This is a genomic window from Ichthyobacterium seriolicida, assembly GCF_002369955.1.
Taxonomy (GTDB): domain Bacteria; phylum Bacteroidota; class Bacteroidia; order Flavobacteriales; family Ichthyobacteriaceae; genus Ichthyobacterium; species Ichthyobacterium seriolicida.
This window is the reverse complement of record NZ_AP014564.1, coordinates 1,632,111-1,656,149: the sequence shown is the minus strand read 5'-3', so window position 1 is coordinate 1,656,149 and position 24,039 is coordinate 1,632,111. Positions and strand designations below refer to the sequence as shown.

Genomic DNA, 24,039 nt, shown 5'->3' with positions numbered 1-24,039 from the left:
GGATCTTAATTTATTTTGAACTTACTTTATCAAAACTTTTATATCTTCCTTGCTAAGAGCATTTGATTTACTTAATGCCTTTATTAGAGTATCTAATTTCTTTTGAGTACTAGAAAGCTTTTCCTTAGTAACAGAAAGTTCTTTTTTATTATCAGAAAGTTTTTTCTTAGTAGAAATAAGTTCTTCGTAAACTGCTTGAGTAGCTGAAATATTTAAAGTGGTAAGACCATCGTAATCTACTGATCGCATGTCGTCTACTTTTTTACCATAAATAAAAACCTTCTTATTAGAATCTAAAACTTCTTCTATTAAAAACGTATTAGGACCTATAACAGCTTTTACTTTTACCTCTTTGGTTCCTTCATTTTCTATTATAATCTTAACAATATCTCCAATAGAAAAATCATGAGCCTTGTTTGTTGTAATAGCACTTCCTTCAATGGAAACCTTAACTGATTTAGCTAATTCATACACATTAGGGATAATACCTTTATTTATATCTATAACTTCTGGAACTATATTTTCTATTTGCTGAGCTATTACCTTTTTAAACGGTTTAACCCCGCTTTCTATACTGTCTATCATAGTGTAATCTGTAATCTCTATATTTAGGAGCTTTTTTAAATCTTCTCTTTTATCTGAGATCCCCTTTATACTCTTAACACGTTTATCTGATGTAGCTAAAAATTTTTTCTCTGTTGCAATACTATGCTTAGCATACAGAGAAATGTCATGCGATATTGCGCTACTAGTCCCATCTAAGGCTCTAGACTTTTCCACGAAAAACGTCGCCTTGCTTGTTGTTTTGCTGTCAAAATATGTTCCATTTTTTGACTCTGTAATATATCCTTCTAGAACAACTTGACCTTTTAAATATGTTATTTTAGTTATGTCGTTTCCTAAAACTACTGTATTAGACCCCTTACCTTGAGCGTCACTTCCTATAGCTATCTCATTGCTAGGTGATTCGCTAGAAGACTTGGAGCCAATACCTAAAAGCATATTTTTTGTGCCACTTGATTTACTTTTCTCCTCTTCATCAGAGAACGTTATGATATTTTCCCCAGTATCTGTTTTTATAAATGGTGATTTACTTTTTATCATCTCAGCTAAAACCTTACCCTGCTTAGCTGATAAGGCACTTGTTGTTTCATCAGAATCTAAATTATCAATAATTTTTTCTGGCCCTGGAGGACCTTGTGGCCCTGCTACTCCTTGTTCACCTGTTGCTCCTGCTGGCCCTTCTTTTCCTGCTGGGCCTGCTGCTCCTGGAGCACCATCCTTGCCATCTACACCATTTTTACCTGCTGGGCCTCGCTTTCCTTCTGGCCCTGTTGGTCCTGGAGGACCTGTTTCCCCTATAGGGCCTCGTTCACCATCGTTACCTTTTGGCCCTGCTTCACCTCGAGGCCCTGCTGCACCTGTTTCACCTTTTGCACCTGCTGCACCTGGTAGCCCTGTTGCCCCTCTTGACCCACGAGGTCCAGCAGGGCCAGCAGGGCCAGTGTCTCCTTTATCTTTTTTTTCTATCATCTCCTTTAAAATTCTCCCTTGATTAGCTGATAGAGGAATTGCTATAGAGTTAGATTCTAAATTGTTTATAACAATTGCTTTTGGAGCATCTGCTGCATAAAACGCATAAGGGACACTTAGCATTTCACTTTTATTAACAAGAGCTTTGTCATAATTGTTTTTGCCAGACAAATCAATCTCTGATTTGATGTAATAAGAGTTTTTTGACCATTCTAAACTAGATAAACTTAAATCCGAAAATCCTTTAGCTCTAATCCCTTCTCCTATTTTCAGAGAAGCTAAGCCGTTCTTATCTGTTTTAAGATTAAAATGAGCTTCAGAGTATACAACATTTTCTATCTTTCCATTTAAAGAATATATAGAAATGCGAATACTAACTGTAGCTTCTCTTAATAATTTATCATCTTTCCTAATCACTAACTGATAACTCAACTTATCAGGAAAATTATTAGAAACAGAATCTAAACTTAGAAATGAGAGAAATATAAATCCAAAATAAAAAACAATTCTTCTATTCATAACTACTATATTAGTTGATATAACTATTATATTAGTTGATATAACTATATGCTCACGAAATTAAAGCTTTTTTAGAATATGCTAACGTAGTAGTTATATAAAATAAAAGGTTTAGTAAAAATTTGATGGTGATTATTTTTACCAAGTGACTTGTTAACCCAGATTATTCATAGTCGTATGAATTTTTCGGATAGAATATATCGCTTTATCCAGTATTTATAAGTAGTCATTGATGAACTCAGAGTTATAAATGATATATTTTTATTCCTCATTTTTGGGCTATATCTAAAGTGGTTATTTTTGGTTGAACCCCTTTAAAAATAACACTTTACATTTAAATTGAAATACAAACCATGGATAATCTGGGTTAATAGGATCTTAATTTATCTTGAACTTACTTTATCAAAACTTTTATATCTTCCTTACTAAGGGTATTTGATTTACTTAATGCCTTTATTAGAGTATCTAATTTATTTTCAGTATTAGAAAGCTTTTCTTTAGCAACAGAAAGTTCTTTTTCATTAGTAGAAAGCTTTTGCTCAGTAGTAGAAAGTTTTTTTTTAGTAGAAACAAGCTCTTCATAAATTGCTTGGGTAGCTGAAATATTTAAAGTGGTAAAACCATCGTAATCTACTGATCGCATGTTGTCTACTTCTTTACCATAAATAAAAACCTTATCATTAGAATCTAAAACCTCTTCTATTAAGAACGTATTAGGATCTATAACAGCTTTTACTTTTACCTCTTTGGTTCCTTCATTTTCTATTATAATCTTAACAATATCTCCAATAGAAAAATCATGAGCCTTGTTTGTTGTAAAAGCACTTCCTTCATTAGAAATTTTAACTGATTTAGCTAATTCATATACATTAGGGATAATACCTTTATTTATATTTATAACCTGTGGCAGTATGCTTTCTACTTGCTGAGCTATTACTTTTTTAAATGGCCTAACGCCGCTTTCTATGCTGTCTATCATAGTATAATCTGTAATCTCTATATTCAGAAGTTTCTTTAAATCTTCTTTTCTGTCTGATATACCTTTTATACTCTTAATACGCTTATCTGATACGGCTATAAACCCAGATTTTGTTAGAATAGAACCATCAGCATATAAAGAAATCCACTCATGAATTGGGTCACCTTCCCAGGTAAATTTGTAATTATAACTACGATGAAACCAATTATTTTTAGGGTCATATATGAACATTCTTCTATCTCCTCTTAAAAGGGTATTCTCAAGAGGTTTTGATAAAAAAACTGTACCCTTTAAATATGTTTTACTAGTCCTATCATTTCCTAACACTACTCTATCAGTACCCATACCTGTTGCCTTAGATCCAATAACTATTTCGTTAGTACTAGAACTAGTAGTTCCAGATTCACATAAATTACCTATATAGATACTCTTATTATAAGAGTATCTTATTGAACTTGAGGGTTTTGCTATATAAGGAGCCATATAACCGATAGCAACAGTCTCACTTCCATTATAATTATTTTTAAGTGAACCATTACCTATACCTATATTCTTTGACCCTGCATTATTTTCACCAGCCGCATGACCAATAAAAATATTGTCAACCGCACTCTCAGTAATATTACGCAAAGCTCCTTCTCCTAAACCTATATTTCCACTTCCTTTCCTGCCTGAATCAAAACCTAAAAACATGTTATTTGAACCTCCTTGAATAGATTCTAGAGAATTAGGATCATCTGTATCAGAAAGTGTTATAATACTTTCACCAGTCGTTGTTTTTATAAATAGACCTTTTATAATCCCAGCTAAAACCTTACCCTGTTTAGCTGATAAGGCACTTGTATTGTCATCAGAATTTAACTCATCTTTAATTTTCACTGGCCCTGGAGGCCCTTGTGGGCCTGTGTTTCCTCGAATACCTGTTGGTCCCATAGGGCCTTGTTTACCTTTGTCTCCTGCTGGTCCCAGTGGTCCTGGAGTACCTGTGGCGCCATCTATACCATTTCTACCATCAGGTCCTGTATCGCCTTGCTCTCCTTTTAGACCTTCTGGCCCTTGCTCTCCTTTTAGACCTTCTGGCCCTTGTTCTCCTTCTAGACCTTTTGGCCCTACTGCTCCTGTTTCACCTTGAGCTCCTGCCAGACCTACTGGCCCTCGTAGACCATCTTTTCCTTTTGGCCCTACTGCTCCTGTTTCACCTCGCTGTCCTCTAGCGCCTGCTAGACCTTGTTTACCATGAAGCCCTTGAGGTCCTTTTGGTCCTTTTGGACCTCTTTCTCCTTTTTTACCAGGGTTACCTGGTTTGCCTGGTGTTCCTTCTGGCCCTTGTAGGCCTCTTTTACCACGTGGACCATCTTTACCTGGAGCGCCATCCGTCCCTTTTGGGCCTTGATCACCATCTTTACCAGCAGGACCTTGTTCACCTTTGTCTCCTTTTACCCCTTTAGGTCCCTTTAGGCCCTTAGCACCATCAGGGCCTTTTGCGCCTGCTGGCCCCTCTAAACCTCTGTCTCCTTCTGGCCCATCTTTACCATCGTCTCCTTTTGGCCCTCGCACACCAACAGCTCCCGCTGGTCCAGAGTCTCCTACTTTCCCTGGAGCGCCATTAGCACCTGCTGTTCCTGTTTTACCAACTGGTCCTGCTGGACCTTGAAGCCCTCTTTCACCTTGAGGTCCTCTTTCACCTTGTGGTCCTTGCGCTCCTATAGGACCATCTTCACCTTGTGGTCCTTGCGCTCCCGTTGTTCCTGTTTTACCAACTGGTCCTTGCGCTCCTATAGGACCATCTTTACCAGCAGGACCTTGTTCACCTTTGTCTCCTTTTACCCCTTTAGGTCCCTTTAGGCCCTTAGTACCATCAGGGCCTTTTGCGCCTGCTGGACCCTTTAGACCCATGTCTCCTTTTGGCCCATCTTTACCATCGTCTCCTTTTGGCCCTTGCTCACCAACAGCTCCCGCTAGTCCAGTGTCTCCTACTTTCCCTGGAACGCCATTAGCACCTACTGTTCCTGTTTTACCATCTGGTCCTGCTGGACCTTGAAGCCCTCTTTCACCTTGTGGTCCTTGCGCTCCTGTTGTCCCTGTTTCACCTTGTGGTCCTTGCGCTCCCGTTGTCCCTGTTTCACCTTGTGGCCCTTGCGCTCCTGTAGGACCAACTGGTCCTGCTGGGCCTCGATCTCCTCTGTCTCCTTTGTCTCCTTTTTTTCCTGCCAGACCTACTGGCCCTACTAGCCCTATTTCTTCCTTTGCGTCTATCATCTGCTTAAGCTTATATCCTTGATGCGCTGATAAAACTTTTTTAGCATCATGACTCAAAATACTCAGATCATCAATGACTTGTAATCTTGATTTCTTCAATTCTTCAATTTCAGAAATAGTTTCACTTTGTCTCTCTTTCTGATTTTCTAGAACTTTATCCTGCTCAGCTATCTCGCTTTCTAGCTCTTCCTTTTGTTGAGCTATATTCTCTTTTTGAGTAACTAAATCTTCCTTTTGTTTAGATATTTGTTCATCCTGAAAAGTTAACCTTTCAGAAAAATCCTTTTTATATTCATTTACCCTTTCATAAAGTTCTTTCCCCTTATTAGCTGATAAAACTTTACCTTCACCTCCATTAAAATTATCAGCAATATCTATTTTGTCTAATTTTCTATTTTCTAAATCTCTTCCCTTATTGGCTGATAGAGCAGATGTTACAGAACTAGAACTCAGATTATCTACAACGGTTATTTTTGGACTATCCCCTGCATAAAATGCATAAGGGACACTGAGAATTTGACTCTTTGTTATAAGAGCTTTATCATAATTGTTTCTGCTATCCAAATCAATCTCAAATTTGATATAATAAGAGTTTTTTGCCCATTCTAAATCAGATAATTTTGACATAACAAAATTTCCAGATTTAATCCCTTCTCCAACTTTTAAAGAGGCTAAACCATTTTTATCTGTTTTAATACTCCAATGAATTTCAGAGTATACAACATCTTCTATATTTCCATTTAAAGAATATATAGAAATACGAATACTAACTGTAGACTCTTTTAAGAGTTGATTTTCCTTCCTAATCACAAACTGATAACTCAACTTATCAGGAAAATTATTAGAAACAGAATCTAAACTTAGAAATGAGAGAAATATAAATCCAAAATAAAAAATAATTCTTCTATTCATAACTGTTCGATTAGTTGATATAGCTATATACTCACGAAATTAAAGCTTTTTTAGAATACGCTAACATAGTAGTTCTATACAATAAAGGGTTCAGTAAAAATTTGATGTTGATTATTTTTACCAAGTGATTTGTTAATCGAACCTATGATCTTAATTTATCTTGAACTTATTTTGTCAAAACTTTTATATCTTCCTTACTAAGGGCATTTGATTTACTTAATGCCTTTATTAGAGCATCCAATTTATTCTCAGTATTAGAAATCTTTTCCTTAGTAACAGAAAGTTCTTTTTGATTAGTAGAAAGCTTTTGCTCAGTAGCAGAAAGTTTTTTCTTAGTAGAAACAAGCTCTTCATAAACTGCTTGGGTAGCTGAAATATTTAAAGTGGTAAGACCATCGTAATCTACTGATCGCATGTCGTCTACTTCTTTACCATAAACAAAAACCTTATTATTAGAATCTAAAACTTCTTCTATTAAGAACGTATTAGGATCTATAACAGCTTTTACTTTTACCTCTTTGGTTCCTTCATTTTCTATTATAATCTTAACAATATCTCCAATAGAAAAATCATGAGCCTTGTTTGTTGTAAAAGCACTTCCTTCATTAGAAATTTTAACTGATTTAGCTAATTCATATACATTAGGGATAATACCTTTATTTATATTTATAACCTGTGGCAGTACGCTTTCTACTTGCTGAGCTATTACCTTTTTAAATGGCCTAACGCCGCTTTCTATACTGTCTATCATAGTATAATCTGTAATCTCTATATTTAAGAGTTTCTTTAAATCTTCTTTTCTGTCTGATATACCTTTTATATTCTTAATACGCTTATCTGATACAGCTATAAATTTAGATTTTGTTAGAATAGAACCATCAGCATGTAAAGAAATTAATTCATTTATACTATTTGTAAAATGCTCAAAAGAGGTATTATAGCCATGATGATTAGTTTTAAAGTTGAAAACCCTTCTATCACTTAAGGGGAAATTAATACCTGATAAAAAAACTGTACCCTTTAAATATGTTCTTTTAATCTTATCATTTCCTAATACCACTGTATTATCGCCCTTACCTTTTGCCTCAGACCCAATAACTATTTCGTTATTACTAGCACAGGTTTTAGTATCATTAGGTTCACATAAATTACCTATATAGATACTCTCATTATAATTGCATTTTTTTGAGTTGTCTGCAATATAAGGAGCTTTATAGCCTATAGCAACAGTCCTATTCCCCTCATGATTATCTTTAAGTGAATTAATACCTATTCCTATATTCATTACCCCTGTTACATTATTTTCACCAGCCGTATGACCAATAAAAGTATTGCTATGCCCATGAGTATTCTTACTCAAAGTTCCTTTTCCTAAACCTATATTCCAACGCCCTTTCCTGCCTGAATTAATACCTAAAAATATGTTATTTGCATCTCCTCCAATAGATTCGAGAGAATTAAGATCTTCGTCATCAGAAAATGTTATAATACTTTCACCAGTATTTGTCTTTATAAATGGTGATGATTTTTTTATTTTTTCATATAAGACCTTACCCTGCTTAGCTGATAAGACACTTGTTGTCTCATCAGACTCTAAATTATCAATAATTCCTGCTGGCCCTGGAGGCCCTGCTAGCCCTGCTGGCCCTGGAGGCCCTGCTGGCCCTGCTGGCCCTGGAGGCCCTGGAGGCCCTGGAGGCCCTGCTAGCCCTGCTGGCCCTGCGGGCCCTTCTTTACCATCTCTACCAGCAGAACCTTGTTTACCAGGATCACCTTTATCACCTTGTTTACCAGGATCACCTCGTTGTCCTCTTGGTCCTGTTAGACCTTGAGGCCCTTGAGCCCCTTGAGGGCCTGTGTCTCCTTTTTTTCCTTCTGGACCCACTGGTCCTTGTAGACCATCGTCTCCTTTTGGCCCTACTGCTCCTGTTTCACCTCGCTCTCCTCTAGCGCCTTCTGGCCCTGTTAGACCTTGAGGCCCTGGAATACCTTGTGGACCTGCTGGTCCTACTTCACCTTTGTCTCCTGCTGGGCCTTTTTCACCTGTTTTACCTGGCGTCCCTACTGGTCCTGGTGGGCCTTGAAGCCCTTCTGGCCCTCTCAGACCATCTTTGCCAGGGATACCTCTTGCTCCTGTAGTACCATCTATACCAGCAGGACCTCGTTCACCTTGTTCACCTTGTTCACCTTGTTCACCTTGTTCACCTTGTTCACCTTGTTCACCTCTTGGTCCTATTGGACCATTTGGGCCTCTGTCTCCTTTTTCTCCATCTTTACCATTTTCTCCTTTTGGCCCTTGCGCACCAACAGCTCCCGCCGGTCCAGTGTCTCCTTTTTCCCCTGGAGCGCCATTAGCACCTGTTGGCCCTACTGGACCTTGTGGTCCAGCTACTCCTTGAAGCCCTGTTTCACCTTTAGGTCCTTCTTTACCTTGTGGTCCTTGTGGGCCATCTTTACCTGTTTCGCCAGGTATACCTCTTGCTCCTGGCGCACCATCTATACCAGCAGGACCTCGTTCACCTCGTTCACCTCGTTCTCCTTGTTCTCCTTGTTCTCCTCGTTCTCCTTGTTCTCCTCGTTCTCCTTGTTCTCCTCGTTCTCCTTGTTCTCCTCTTGGTCCTGTTGGACCATCTGGGCCTCTGTCTCCTTTTTCTCCATCTTTACCATTTTCTCCTTTTGGCCCTTGCGCACCAACAGCTCCCTCTGGTCCAGTGTCTCCTTTTTTACCTGGAGCGCCATTAGCACCTGCTGGTCCCGTTTTACCAGTTGGCCCTACTGGACCTTGTGGTCCTGCTACTCCTTGAAGCCCTGTTTCACCTTTAGGTCCTTCTTTACCTTGTGGTCCTTCTTTACCCTGTGGTCCTGTTTCACCTTTAGGTCCTTCTTTACCAACTGGACCTTGTGGTCCTGCTATACCTGGATCTCCTTTCACTCCTGTGTCTCCTTTTTTTCCTTCTGGACCTGCTGGCCCTCTTTCTGCCTTTTTGTTGTCTATCATCTCCTTAAGTTTATATCCTTGATACGCTGATAAAACTTTTTTTTCATTATGAGATGAAAGGTTCAAATCATTAATAACTGTTAACTCTTTATCCTTTAACTCCTTAATTTCTGTTTTTTGATTTGTTAATTTAGTATCCTGATCAGTTATTTTGATTTCCTGAGCAGATATATCTTTTTTTAGCTCTATCTTCTGTTGAGCTAACTCTTTATTTTGTTCGTCTATTTTTTCACTTTGAATCTTTAACTCCTCTTTCTGAGCTGTTAACTTTTCAGAAAAAACCTTTTCATATTCATTTACCCTTTCATGAAGCTCTTTCCCCTTATTAGCTGACAAAACTTTACCATAACCTCCATTAAAATTATCAGCAATATTTATTTTATCTAATTTTCTATCTTCTAAATCTCTTCCCTTTTCGGCTGATAAAGCAGATGCTATAGACCTAGAATTTAGATTGTCTACAACAGTTATTTTCGGACTATCTGCTGCATAAAATGCGTAAGGAACGCTAAGCATTTCAGTCTTTTTTATAAGGGCTTTGTCATAATTGTTTTTACCAGTCATATCTATCTCTAATTTGACGTAATAAGAACTATTAGACCATGGCAAATTAGATAGACTTAACTTCACAAAAGATCCAGTTCTAATACCTTCTCCTATATTTAGAGTAGCTAAACCATTTTTATCTGTTTTAACACTCCAATGAACTTCAGAGTATACAACATCTTCTGTCTTTCCATCTAAAATAGAAATACGAATACTAACTGTAGATTCTTTTAATAATTTATCATCTTTCCTAATCACTAATTGATAACTCAATTTATCAGGAAAATTCTTAGAAAAAGAATAGATACTTAAAAATGAGAAAAATATAAACCCAAAGTAAAAAGCAATTTTTCTATTCATTATTCATAGTTTTATATTAACATAAATTGTTATATATATATCTAACGAAGGTAATACTTTTTCTTTTAAAAAAGCTAATATAGTAGTTCTATACGTCGAACCTAGGATCTAAATTTATCTTGAACTTACTTTGTCAAAACTTTTATATCTTCCTTACTAAGGGCATTTGATTTACTTAATGCCTTTATCAAAGTATCTAATTTATTTTCAGTATTAGAAAGCTTTTCTTTAGTAACAGAAAGCTCTTTTTCATTAGTAGAAAGCTTTTGCTCAGTAGCAGAAAGTTTTTTCTCAGTAGCAGAAAGTTTTTTCTCAGTAGTGGAAAGTTTTTTCTCAGTAGTAGAAAGTTTTTTGTTAGTAGAAACAAGCTCTTCATAAACTGCTTGTGTTGCTGAAATATTTAAAGTGGTAAGACCATCGTAATCTACTGATCGTAAATCGTCTACCTCCTTACCGTAGATGAAAACCTTATTTTTAGAATCTAAAATCTCTTCTGTTAAAAATGTATTAGAATCTATAACTCTCTTTACTTTCACATATCTCTCTCCATCATTCTCTATAATAACCTTAATGAGATCTCCAATAGAAAAACTGTGAACCTTGTTTGTCGTGATAGTACTTCCTTCGTTAGAAATGCTCATTGATTTAGCTAATTCATATACATTAGGGATAATACCTTTATTTATATTTATGACCTCTTGAACTATACTTTCTACCTGCTGAGCTATTACTTTTTTAAATGGCCTAACTCCACTTTCTATACTATCTATCATGGTATAATCTGTAATTTCTATATTTAGAAGTTTCTTTAAATCTTCTCTTCTATCTGAGATTCCCTTTATGCTCTTGATACGTTTGTCCGATATAGCTAAAAACATATCCTTTGTTACAACAGCGTGACTAGCATAGATAGAGATATAACGAGCTATTTTTCTGTGAGAACTATCGTACGTCAAAGAATACCCTTGATCTTTACTAAAGTGAGTTCCAGGGTCTAAAGTGTGACCAGTATTACCATCAATGTTCAACATACCTATAGCATGATCGCTTAAATTTTTTGTAGCAGTAGTTATTAAAACCCTTCCTTTTAAATATGTCATTAGAGTATTGTTATTTCCTAATACTACTGTATTAGATCCTTTACCTTGAGCGCCACTTCCTATAGCGATCTCGTTTATAGGTGATCCGCTAGAAGACTTGGAGCCAATACCTAAAAGCATATTTTTTGTGCCACTTATTGAAGTACTCTTATCCCCTTCATGAGAAAGAGTTATGATATTTTCTCCAGTATCTGTCTTTATAAATGGTGATTTACTTTTTATCATCCCAGCTAAAACCTTACCTTGTTTAGCTGATAAGGCACTTGTTGTCTCCTCAGAGTCTAAATCATCAATAATTTTTTCTGGTCCTGGCTTGCCTGGAGGCCCTTGAGCACCATCGTCTCCTTTTGGTCCTGCTGGACCCACTGGGCCGGTAGGGCCTGCTGCTCCTGTAGCTCCTGTCAGGCCTTTTTCACCACGAGGTCCTACTGAACCTGGAGATCCCGCTGGTCCAGCTACTCCTTGAGGCCCAGCAGGACCTTCTTTACCTGCTGGGCCAGTTTTTCCTTTTTCTCCTGTTGGACCCGCTGGCCCTGTTAGTCCTATAGGACCTCTTTCTGCCTTTTTATCTATCATATTCTTAAGCAGATATCCTTGATATGCTGATAAAACTTTTTTTTCATTATGAGCTGAAAAATCTAGGTTGTTTACAACTTCTAGTTTCCCATCCTCTAATTTTTTAAATTTTTCTTCGTATTCTACTAATTTAGCACCCTGTTCTTTTAACTCTATCCTCTGAGCAGCTATATTAGCTCCTAAAGTAGTCTCCGCTGTATTTATCTTACCTGTTAACTCTGCTTTCTGTTTAGTTAACTCTGCCTTCTCTTCAGTTAACTCTTTCTCTTGTTTGTCTATTTTTTCACTTTGAATCTTTAGCCCCTCTTTCTGAGCGGTTAACTCCTTTTCCTGTTCAAATATCTTGGTTTCATATTTATTTACCCTTTCATAAAGCTCCTTTCCTCTATCAGCTGATAAAACTTTACCAGAACCTCCATTAAAATTATCAGCAATATTTATTTTATCTAATTTTCTCTTTTCTAAATCTCTTCCCTTATTGGCCGATATAGCAGATGTTACAGACCTAGAATTTAGATTATCTACAACAGTTATTTTTGGACTATCTGCTGCATAAAATGCATAAGGGACACTAAGAATCTGACTCTTTTCTATAAGAGCTTTGTCATAATTGTTTTTACTGGTCAGATCTATCTCTGATTTGATGTAATAAGAACTATTAGACCATGGTAAATCCGATAGACTTAACTTCACAAAAGATTCAGTCCTAATACCTTCTCCAACTTTTAAAGAGGCTAAACCATTTTTATCCGTTTTAACACTCCAATGAACTTCAGAGTATACAATATTTTCTATCTTTCCATTTAAAGAATATATAGAAATACGAATACTAACTATAGCTTCTTTTAATAATTTATCACCTTTCCTAATCACTAACTGATAACTTAACTTATCAGGAAAATTATTAGAAAGAGAATTGATACTTAGAAATGAGAAAAATATAAATCCAAAGTAAAAAGCAATTTTTCTATTCATAATTTTAGTTATATTAATACAATCTATTCTAGTATATACATGTTAACAAAGTTAAAACTTTTTCTTTTAAATATGCTAACACAGTAGTTCTATATATCGAACCTAGGATTTTAATTTATTTTGAACTTATTCTGTCAAAACTTTTATATCTTCCTCACTAAGGGTATTTGATTTACTTAATACCTTTATTTAGAGTATCTAATTTATTTTCAGTATTAGAAAGCTTTTCTTTAGTAACAGAAAGTTCTTTTTCATTAGTGGAAAGCTTTTGCTCAGTAGCAGAAAGCTTTTGATTTGTAACAGAAAGTTTTTCCTTAGTAGAGACAAGCTCTTCATAAACTGCTTGGGTAGCTGAAATATTTAAAGTGGTAAGTCCATCGTAATCTACTGATCGTAAATCGTCTACCTCCTTACCGTAGATGAAAACCTTATTTTTAGAATCTAAAACCTCTTCTGTTAAAAATGTATTAGAATCTATAACTCTCTTTACTTTTACAGACCTCTCTCCGTCATTTTCTATAATAACCTTAATGAGATCTCCAACAGAAAAATTGTGTGCCTTGTTTGTCGTGATATTACTTCCTTCATTAGAAATGCTCATTGATTTAGCTAATTCATACATATTAGGAATAACTCCTTTACTTATACTTATAACATCTGGTAATATATTTTCTACTTGCTGAGCTATTACCTTTTTGAACGGTTTTACCCCGCTTTCTATACTGTCTATTATAGTATAATCTGTAATCTCTATATTTAAGAGCTTTTTTAAATCTTCTCTTTTATCCGAGAGCCCCTTTATACTTTTGATACGCTTATCTGATATAGCTAGAAATCTATGACTTGTTGCAATACTATGACTAGCATACAAAGAAATATTTTCATTCCTATTACGATTAGTATAACTCAAACTATAATGATCTTTGTTAAAATAAACAGATTTTTTGACAAGGGAATTAGTATTGCCATTAATATTTAATAATCCCATATTTTCCATAGTTGAGCCTGTGTGACGATTACTATTACCTAACATAACCCTGCCTTTTAAATACGTTTTTAAAATCTTATCATTCCCTAAAACTACTGTATTAGACCCTTTACCTTGAGCGTTACTTCCTATAGCTATCTCATTGCTAGGTGATCCGCTAGAAGACTTGGAGCCAATACCTAAAAGCATATTTTTTGTGCCACTTATTGAAGTACTCTTATCCCCTTCATGAGAAAGAGTTATGATATTTTCTCCAGTATCTGTCTTTATAAATGGTGATTTACTTTTTATCATCCCAGCTAAAACCTTACCTTGTTTAGCTGATAAGGCACTTGTTGTCTCCTCAGAGTCTAAATCATCAATAATTTTTTCTGGTCCTGGCTCGCCTGGAGGCCCTTGAGCACCATCGTCTCCTTTTGGTCCTGCTGGGCCTATTTGTCCCTTTTCACCTTGCTCTCCCTTTGGTCCTTGAGCACCAGTGTCTCCTTTTTGCCCTTTAGGCCCTGATGGCCCTGTTTCGCCCCTATCACCTTTTGGACCTTTCTTGCCATCTTCACCTTTTGCGCCTGTTGGGCCTGGAGGCCCAACAGCTCCCGCTAGACCTTGAGGTCCTGTTAGACCAGTATCTCCCTTTAACCCTTGTTCTCCTTGGTCACCTTTTTGACCATCTTCTCCTTTTGGCCCTATTGCTCCTGTTTCACCTCGCTCTCCTCTAGCGCCTGCTGGACCTCTTTTTGCCTTTGCGTCTATCATCTGCTTAAGCAGATATCCTTGATGCGCTGATAAAACTTTTTTAGCATTTTCAGAGTTAAGGGTTAGATTAGTAATGACGTCTAGTTTCCCCTCCTCTAAATTTGTAATTCTTGTTTCGTGGGTTCCTAAAGTAGCCTTCGCTGTATTTATCTTACCTGTTAACTCTGTCTTCTGAGTTTCTATCTTGTTTGTTAACTCTGCCTTCTGTTTAGTTAACTCTGCCTTCTGTTTAGTTAACTCTGCCTTCTGTTTAGTTAACTCTTCCTTCTCTTCAGTTAACTCTGCCTTCTGTTCAGTTAACTCTGCCTTCTGTTTAGTTAACTCTTCCTTCTCTTCAGTTAACTCTGCCTTTTGTTCATTTAACTCTGCCTTCTGTTCAGTTAACTCTGCTTTCTGTTCATTTAACTCTGCCTTCTGTTCAGTTAACTCTGCCTTCTCTTCAGTTAACTCTTTCTCTTGTTTGTCTATTTTTTCACTTTGAATCTTTAGCCCCTCTTTCTGAGCGGTTAACTCCTTTTCCTGTTCAAATATCTTAGTTTCAGATTTATCTACCCTTTCATAAAGCTCTTTGCCTCTATCAGCTGATAAAACTTTACCTTTACCTCCATTAAAATTATCAGCAATATCTATTTTGTCTAATTTTCTTTCTTCTAAATCTCTCCCTTTATTGGCTGATAGAGCAGCTGATACAGCTCTAGAACTCAAATTATCTATAACATCTATTTTTGGACTATCCGCTGCATAAAATGCATAAGGGACACTAAGTATTTGACTCTTTTTTATAAGAGCATTACTATAATTATTGTTACCAGTCAGATCTATCTCTGATTTAATGTAATATGAATATTCGGACCATTCTAAATCAGATAATTTTGAACTTGAGAATCCTTGAGATCTAATACCTTCTCCTACCTTTAGAGTAGCTAGGCCATTCTTATCTGTTTTAACATTCCAATGAACTTCAGAGTATACAACATTTTCTATCTTTCCATTTAAAGAATATATAGAAATACGAATACTAACTGTAAATTCTTTTAATAATTTATCATCTTTCCTAATCACTAGCTGATAACTCAACTTATCAGGAAAATTATTAGAAAGAGAATTGATACTTAGAAATGATAAAAATATAAAACCAAAGTAAAACACGAGTCTTCTTCTCATGTGATCTAATAACATCGTCATATAATTAAATAACTACGGTAATAGTATGTGCAAACTTACAAAGTTCCGATATTTATACTAAAATAGCAGCAAAATATTTTTAGCAAACTGAAGTGCCTGAAAGCAGTTTTTAAAAAATGAGATTTATTACGCTCAAATATTAGTATATCACGGGTTACCTTAAAAAATATACTATACTTTTGCTGGGGTTTTTTGCCTGTTTGATTAGTGTTTAGTTTGTTCTCAATACCTTCGAACAGATAATACTCATCGTTTTTTTTGCACAAAAAGATTTGTTAGAATATGAGAATAAAGAAAATATTAGTTGCTAATAGAGGAGAGATAGCCATTAGAGTTTTCAGAGCTTCAGTGGAATTAGGAATAAAAACTGTGGCTGTATTTACATATGAAGACAGGTATTCCCAACATCGTTACAAAGCTGATGAGTCATATCAGATAGGTCCCAATGACTCTCCTATAAAGCCCTATTTAGACGCGGATATAATTGTAAAATTAGCTAAAGAAAAAGGTGTTGACGCCATCCATCCTGGATATGGTTTTATGTCGGAAAATGAAGATTTTGTTCAAAAATGCATCGATAACGACATAATATTTATAGGCCCTAAACCTAGTGTTATGAGGTATTTAGGAGATAAGGTGAGTGCAAAACGAGTAGCACAGAAATGTGGAGTCTCTGTAATACAAAGCAATGAAAGAGATTTAACAGATATAGATGTGGCCATACAAGAGGCCGAAAGGATATCTTATCCCATTATGTTGAAATCTGTATTTGGAGGTGGTGGTAGAGGCATGCGCGTTATACGCAATAGACAAGAGCTGATAAAGTCGTATCCAGAGGCTAAGAGAGAAGCCTTGAATTCATTTGGAAACGATTCAGTATTCATGGAGAAATATGTGGAAAATCCAAAACACATAGAAGTACAGGTAGTATCAGATAACTATGGCAATATAGTTCATCTATACGAGAGAGATTGTTCTGTTCAAAGGCGTTATCAAAAGGTGATAGAGATGGCTCCATCTTATGGGTTAGATGAGCAAGTTAAACAAGATTTATACAAATCAGCCGTAGATATATGTAAAGAGGTAAATTATAACAATGTAGGAACTGTAGAGTTTTTATTAGATTCTGATAATCGCATTTATTTTATAGAGGTAAATCCTAGGATTCAAGTAGAACACACTATAACAGAGATGGTTACGAATATAGATTTGGTCAAGACCCAGATTTTTGTAGCAGGAGATTATAAACTAGATTCTAAAGAGATAAATATACCTTCCCAAGAATGTGTTAAAGTAAATGGATATGCCATACAATCTCGTATTACAACAGAAGATCCAAAAAATAATTTCACTCCCGATTATGGAACTATTACTGCTTATAGAAGCGCTGCAGGTTTTGGTATCCGCTTAGATGTGGGAAGTGTTTATCAAGGTGTGACAATAAGTCCTTTTTTCGATTCTATGTTAGTAAAGGTATCTGCTCATTCTAGGGAATTGACCAGCGCTTGTAAAAAAATGGATCGGGCCTTACAAGAATTCAGAATAAGGGGAGTCAAGACGAATATTCCTTTTTTATTAAATATAGTTAGAAATGAAACTTTTAAAAGTGGAAAAGCTACAGTTAATTTTATAGAGAATTCTAAAGAGTTATTTGATATAAAGAAAAGACGAGATAGGGTATCTAAAATAATAAATTACATAGGCGAGGTTGTAGTAAATGGTAATCCCGATGTGAGGTTTGTTCAAAATGACAAGAGATTTGTAGTACCTGTAGTTCCTAAGTCTGATCATTACAAGGCTTATCCAAAGGGGACTAAAGATATGCTTACCCATATGGGTACAGATGGATTTTCTAAATGGTTGAAAGAGGAGAAAAAGATACATTACACTGATACAACTATGAGGGATGCTCATCAATCTCTTATAGCCACTCGTATGCGTACTTATGATATGTTAAAAGTAGCTGAAGGATATGCCAAGGCACATTCTGATATTTTCAGTTTAGAGATGTGGGGAGGGGCTACTTTCGATGTGTGTATGAGATTTCTGTATGAAGATCCTTGGGATAGGTTGAGGCAGTTGAGAAAGGCCATTCCAAATATTTTATTTCAGATGTTGTTGAGAGGTTCCAATGCTGTTGGCTATTCGGCCTATTCCGATAATCTGATCTGCAAGTTCATAGAGAGGGCCTCTGTAAATGGTATAGATATTTTCAGAGTTTTCGACTCTCTAAACTGGATAGATAATATAGTTCCTTCCATAGATTTTATAAGAAAAAACACATCTAACATAATAGAGGCCGCCATTTGTTATACAGGCGACATTTTAGATCCTAGAAATACTAAATATAACTTAGCTTACTATCTACAAATGGCTAAGGATTTGGAGAATTCTGGAGCTCATATCATAGCTATAAAAGATATGGCGGGATTGTTAAAACCATATGCTGCCTTTGAGCTTATATCTGCTTTAAAACAAAGTGTCAATCTGCCTATCCATCTTCACACTCATGATACTTCTTCTCTACAGTCTGCCACTTATTTAAAGGCTATTGAAGCTGATGTGGATGTTATAGATGTAGCTTTAGGAGGTATGTCTGGATTGACGTCTCAGCCTAATTTTAACTCTATAGTCGAGATGATGAAAAATCATCCTAGAGAAAATAAAATGGATGTAGATTCTTTAAATGCCTATTCTAATTATTGGGAGAGGGTGAGGGAGTATTACTATCCATTTGAGTCTAATATGAAATCTGGAACCGCAGAGGTTTATAAACATGAAATTCCAGGCGGTCAGTATTCAAATTTGATGTCTCAGTCTGCGTCTATAGGTTTGGGTGATAAGTTCGAAAAGATAAAAAAGACATATGCCCATGTAAATAAATTATTTGGAGATGTAATAAAGGTAACTCCTAGTTCTAAGGTGGTGGGCGATATGGCTCAATTCTTAGTCTCTAATGATTACACTGTAGAGGATGTGATATCCAAGGGAGATAGCATCTCTTATCCCGATTCGGTAAAGTCTTTTTTTATGGGTGATTTAGGTCAACCTTTAGGAGGGTTTCCAAAAGAGCTTCAAGATATAATTCTCAAAGGTGAAACGCCTTATACGGAGAGACCAAATTCTAGAATAGAGCCTGTAGATATCGATTCTGATTTTGAATGTTTCTCAGAGATATATCAAAGAGATTATCACAGGGAGCTGACCCTAGAGGATTATCTCTCTTATAAGCTTTATCCTAAGGTATATGCTGATATGCATGATAAGTATTTAATATATGGTGACATATCTAAGTTGCCCACGGAAAATTTCTTTTTTGGAATGAAGCAAGGTGATGAGGTGATGTTCGATATAGATAAAGGTAAATCTGTATTGATAAAATTATTGTCTGTAGGACAGCCAAATGAATCGGGTATTAGGATAGTTTTCTTTAGGGTAAATGGTCAAACCAGAAATATATTTTGTCGTGATAGGTCTTTAAACGTACAAGAGAATAAAAATAGGAAGGTAGAGTCAAATAATACAAAACATCTGGGCGCTCCCTTGCAAGGGCTCCTTTCAAAAGTATTTGTCAAAGAGGGAGATTCTGTAATTAAGGGCGATACATTATTCATAATAGAGTCTATGAAGACTGAGACTGCTATTGTTGCTGAGCGAGATGCAATTGTATCAGATGTTATTATAAGTGATGGTAATTTAGTAGATGTAAATGATTTAGTAGTAGTTTTTAAATAAGAGTTAGTTTTTTATAGGGGCATCCTTTTTACACACTTTGCGTGGGTAGTGTCCTATCTTTTTTGTTCATAAACTTTTATCCCTAAAAGTTCGGTGTGTGTATGGCCTACATCTTTTTTATATATTAAAAAAGTGTATTCATTTTTGGTTTCAAAAAAAGAGCCATCTATGTAGTTGTCTCTTTTCATATTTGTTTTTTCATTTACAACTGTGTATTTGTAATTGTACACGCCTTGTTTTAGGAGTAGTTTAGACTTGTAATTCATATTTTCTGTGTCATATGTCATAGCTTGTGAGAGTTCCCAGTTATTAAAACTTCCAACTATAAATATTTTTTTTTCAAATAGTTCCACAGAGTTTAGTGTAAAATTTACATAGACGTAATCGGATTCAGTATTTGCTTTTTCGTTATCTCTGCTGAAAATAGAGAAGCTCCCATTTATATCGCTCATTTGTTGATATAGATTGTTTTTCCAAGGGATGTCTTCTACTAAGTTAAATTCATATCTGTCGTTTAGTTCTATATTAGAAACCTCTAACCCTATGACTTTAGTGCTAGTGCAACTAAAAAATCTAAATTCATTTCCTCCTTCAAATACTGTATTGTCTCCGTTGTAGATCATATGTCCCATTTTTATAAAAGATGGTTCTTTTATTATTTTTATATCATTCCAATATCCATTTTTAGTGACACCTAGCTTTATGGAGCTAGGGTTAGTCTCATTTGTATTTAATTCTAATTTTAGTTTTTGATGTGTTTTGTATCTCTTAAAATCGTCACTTCTGTCCGTGGAGATATTCAAAGAAATATTTTCCTTATAAACGAAAAAACGTCTTGTGAAAATCGGATTATTTTCATCGTTTTTGTATACTGCCAAAAGGTAATTGCCCGACAGTTTTATTTTCATATGGTCATTGGGGATTTTTAAATTGTAGTTTATATAAGGTTGAAGGGTATTAAATGAAAAATTGAAATTATGTATTGTATTACTGTGAAATCCTTCTATGTATTCCATTTTGGACAAATTAGATGGTTTCCAATTTTCATCACAGTGAACTATTGTGTATTTGAATGATTCGTCTGCATTGGTCAGTAAATCAAAATTCAACAGGAGGTATCCATTATCTAGGCCTATCGCAGGAGTAGTTTTATGAATACTGCTGTTTAGAGATATAGTTTTCAAAGGGTATGTTTGGGCAATAGTTATATCTAATTTCATTAGAAATACTATCGTTATCAGTATCTTTATTTTATTTTTTTTCAAGGTAAAATATTTTAATCAAAGATGGTAAAAATATATACTTTTGCCGTTTGTATTCTTAATTGCGGTTCTTATTAAAAGAGATATGTTCGGAGAAGTTAGGATAAAGAAAGGGCTTAACATTAAAATTCAAGGAGCTTCAGAGAAAGTTTATGACTCTAATTGTTATGAGTCTAATAAAATAGCTTTAAAGCCTACTGATTTTCACAGCGTAATTCCTAAGTTATTAGTTGAGGTGGGCGATAGTGTAGAGGTAGGATCTCCTATTTTCTGTTCTAAGGCCGATAGTAGAATTGTTTTTGTTTCCACAGTTAGTGGAAAAGTTTCTTCTATAGTTAGGGGTGAAAAAAGAAAAATTTTAGAGGTAATCATAGAGTCAGATCACAAGAGAACACAATCCAAGAGAGATTTTGACCCCATATCTGATATTTCCAGCGAAAAAGCCAAAGAAATACTGCTATCGAGTGGTTTGTGGCCGTATATAATGCAGAGGCCTTTTGATGTTATAGCAGATCCTGATAGCTCTCCTAAATCCATTTTTGTATCTGCTTTAGATACTTGTCCTCTTCCAAATAACTATGAGTTTTCTCTCATAAAGGATGTCGATAATATACAAGCTGGTATAAATGTTCTCAAGAAGTTTACAGATGGTAATTTTTATTTTTCTGTAGATAGTGATATTATAAACTCTATATTTTCAAAATTATCTGGTGTTAAATTAACCAAAGTTAGTGGACCTCACCCATCAGGTGATGTAGGAGTTCAAATCCATCATATAGACCCTATAAATAAAGGTGAGCAAGTGTGGGTTGTAAACCCTCAGGATTTGGCCATTATAGGCAGGTTCTTTTTAACGGGAGAATTGAGTTTTGAAAGAGTCGTGTCTATTTGTGGCACAGAGGTTATAAATCCTAAATATACAAAGGTTATATCTGGTTCGAATTTAGAGAGTTTTTTGCCCATGTTTAAAGAGGGTAATAACAGGATAATAAGTGGCAATATATTTACTGGCAATACTATAAAAAGGGATGGTTTTTTATCTCATTATAGCAATCATATCACAGTTATTCCCGAAGGTGACAATTATGATTTTTTGGGTTGGTTATTGCCTTCTTCAAAGAAGTTTTTTCCACTTATAAGGGCTAATAACTTTTCTTGGTTATTTCCTAATAAAAAGTACAAATTAGACACTAATACCAATGGAGAAGAAAGGGCTTTAGTAGTCACTGGTGATTATGAAAAGGTTTTTCCCATGGACATATATCCATTGCAATTGTTAAAGGCTTTTATGACAGAGGATGTAGAGCTCTTAGAAGAGCTGGGGGCTTATGAGGTTTCTCCTGAAGACTTTGCGCTTATAGAATTTATATGTCCTTCAAAAATTAATTCTCAGCAAATAGTTAGAGAAGGATTAGATTTAATGAAAAAAGAGTTAGGCTAATGAGATTTTTGAGAAAGTCTTTAGACAAGATAAAAGTACATTTTGACAAAGGGGGAAAGTTAGAGAATTTCAAGCCTGCTTTTAGTGCTTTTGATACTCTTTTGTACGTACCTAATACTGTTACGCATTCTGGTGTTCATATCAGGAGTGGTGTAGACTTAAAGAGGGTTATGATTACCGTTATATTAGCTCTAATGCCATGTCTGTTTTTTGGCATATACAACGTAGGATATCAGCACTATTCTCAACTTGAAGGTTCGGATGTTTATTTCCTCGACGCTATGATATTTGGGTTACAGAGGGTGGTTCCGATGATATTAGTATCATATGGTGTTGGTTTGGGCATAGAGTTTCTCTTTGCAATAAAGAGAAAGCACGAAGTCAATGAGGGTTTTTTGGTCTCTGGGATGCTAATACCTATGATTATGCCAGTAGATCTGCCTCTATGGATGCTAGCTGTATCTGTTGTTTTTGCTGTGGTCTTGGGTAAGGAAATATTTGGAGGCACGGGCATGAATATATTAAATCCTGCTCTTACTGCTAGAGCTTTTTTATTTTTTGCCTATCCTACTTTTATGTCTGGAGACAAGGTCTGGGTAGCTGATTCCATGATTTTAGACGGCATTTCTGGTGAAACTATACTGGGTCAGTTGGCACAGAACAAACCTCTTGTGTCTTCTGTTGGAAGTGATATTCACTACACCGTATACGATATGTTTATGGGTAGTATACCTGGATCCATAGCTGAAACTTCTGTATTGGCCATACTCATAGGTGCGTTTTTTTTAATTTATACTGGTATTGGGAGTTGGCAAATAATGTTTTCAGCTGTTGTTGGAGCCTCTGCAATCGGGCTTTTGTTTAATGCTGTGGCTCCTGAGGGCAATTCTCTTATGAGTTTCCCTTGGTGGAATCATATGTTAGTGGGTGGATTTGCTTTTGGAGTTGTATTTATGGCTACTGATCCTGTAAGTGCAGCACAGACGAATAAAGGAAAATACATATATGGTTTTTTAGTAGGTGTGTTTAGCATACTCATCAGGGTGTTTAATCCTGCTTATCCCGAGGGAGTTATGTTGGCTATATTATTTATGAATGTATTTGCTCCTACCATAGATCACTATGTTATACAGGCTAATATAAAAAGAAGGAAAAAGAGATTGAAATTGAATAGGGCTTAGACTAAAATGAATACAGATACGAATAGTTATACTTTTATATTTTCAGCTGTTTTGGCTGTGGCTGTGGCTGCTATATTGTCTTTTACGGCTTTATCTCTTAAGGATAAACAAAATGAAAATATCGTTCAAGAAAAAATGCAAAATATTCTCTCTACAATCAGGATACACAAGAGTAGAGAAGAATCAGGTAAAGTATTCGACAATTATATAAGGGAAAAAGTATCTATTAATAAATTTGGTAAGATCATTGATGGTATAGATGCGTTCGATGTAGATTTATCAAAGGAATTGTATAAAGATCTAGATAAACAGGTTTTTCCATTATACATAGCTCAGAAAGATGATAAAAAGTATTATATAATTCCTATTAGGGGGGCTGGTCTATGGAATGCCATTTGGGGATATGTGTGTTTGGAAGACGATCTAAATACTGTATACGGAATTAATTTAGATCATCAAGGTGAGACCCCAGGTCTTGGAGCAGAGATAAACAAAAAGTGGTTTCAAGATCGTTTTATAGGTAAAAAAATTATTGATGAAAAAGGTGACTTTGTATCTGTAAGAGTTGTCAAAGGGGGTGTTAAAAACCTTCCAGTGTCAGAGCAATCTCATGTAGTAGATGGTATATCAGGGGGGACTATCACATCCGATGGAGTTTCCAATATGATAATGGAAAGAATAAAAAATTACATACCTTATTTTAAGAAGATAAGAGTTTCTACAAGTTAGTTAAATAG

At 35.5% G+C, this 24,039-nt stretch carries 10 protein-coding genes; 4 read left to right on the top strand and 6 right to left on the bottom strand.

The features are described from left to right. Positions 1 to 21: 21 nt before the first annotated feature. The 5 genes from JBKA6_RS06360 to JBKA6_RS06340 form a co-directional block, all read right to left on the bottom strand. On the bottom strand, positions 22 to 2,052 hold the full coding sequence (locus JBKA6_RS06360) for a collagen-like domain-containing protein (protein WP_096686958.1): 2,031 nt from the start codon (positions 2,050 to 2,052) through the stop codon (positions 22 to 24). Between the two features lie 394 nt (positions 2,053 to 2,446). Next, complete coding sequence (locus tag JBKA6_RS07970) at positions 2,447 to 6,202, bottom strand: hypothetical protein (protein ID WP_096686956.1); 3,756 nt, start codon at positions 6,200 to 6,202, stop codon at positions 2,447 to 2,449. Between the two features lie 166 nt (positions 6,203 to 6,368). Further along, the gene (locus tag JBKA6_RS06350) at positions 6,369 to 10,106 is read right to left on the bottom strand and encodes a tail fiber domain-containing protein (RefSeq protein ID WP_096686954.1); all 3,738 of its coding nucleotides are present in this window, start codon (positions 10,104 to 10,106) and stop codon (positions 6,369 to 6,371) included. 125 nt (positions 10,107 to 10,231) lie between these two features. Continuing rightward, entirely contained in the window at positions 10,232 to 12,757 is a 2,526-nt protein-coding gene (locus tag JBKA6_RS07965) for a hypothetical protein (protein WP_262490683.1), read from the bottom strand. A gap of 172 nt (positions 12,758 to 12,929) precedes the next feature. Beyond that, on the bottom strand, positions 12,930 to 15,662 hold the full coding sequence (locus JBKA6_RS06340; RefSeq protein ID WP_157776981.1) for a hypothetical protein: 2,733 nt from the start codon (positions 15,660 to 15,662) through the stop codon (positions 12,930 to 12,932). 303 nt (positions 15,663 to 15,965) lie between these two features. Between JBKA6_RS06340 and JBKA6_RS06335 the strand changes: the two genes are divergently transcribed. Further along, the gene (locus JBKA6_RS06335) at positions 15,966 to 19,418 is read left to right on the top strand and encodes a pyruvate carboxylase (RefSeq protein ID WP_096686950.1); all 3,453 of its coding nucleotides are present in this window, start codon (positions 15,966 to 15,968) and stop codon (positions 19,416 to 19,418) included. Between the two features lie 53 nt (positions 19,419 to 19,471). On the opposite strand, the gene JBKA6_RS06330 is transcribed toward JBKA6_RS06335, so the two are convergent. Beyond that, entirely contained in the window at positions 19,472 to 20,638 is a 1,167-nt protein-coding gene (locus JBKA6_RS06330; protein ID WP_157776980.1) for a type IX secretion system plug protein, read from the bottom strand. 127 nt (positions 20,639 to 20,765) lie between these two features. On the opposite strand from JBKA6_RS06330, the gene JBKA6_RS06325 reads away from it, so the two are divergent. From JBKA6_RS06325 to nqrC, 3 genes are read left to right on the top strand one after another with little or no spacing between them, the layout of a single operon-like run. Further along, the gene (locus JBKA6_RS06325) at positions 20,766 to 22,121 is read left to right on the top strand and encodes a Na(+)-translocating NADH-quinone reductase subunit A (protein ID WP_096686946.1); all 1,356 of its coding nucleotides are present in this window, start codon (positions 20,766 to 20,768) and stop codon (positions 22,119 to 22,121) included. Continuing rightward, positions 22,121 to 23,302, top strand: a complete 1,182-nt coding sequence (locus tag JBKA6_RS06320; RefSeq protein WP_096686944.1) for an NADH:ubiquinone reductase (Na(+)-transporting) subunit B — start codon at positions 22,121 to 22,123, stop codon at positions 23,300 to 23,302. The genes JBKA6_RS06325 and JBKA6_RS06320 overlap by 1 nt, the downstream gene beginning before the upstream one ends. Positions 23,303 to 23,308: 6 nt before the next feature. After that, positions 23,309 to 24,031 carry an NADH:ubiquinone reductase (Na(+)-transporting) subunit C gene (nqrC, locus tag JBKA6_RS06315; protein WP_096686943.1) on the top strand — a complete coding sequence of 241 codons (723 nt, stop codon included), beginning with the start codon at positions 23,309 to 23,311 and terminating at the stop codon, positions 24,029 to 24,031. Positions 24,032 to 24,039: the final 8 nt, after the last annotated feature.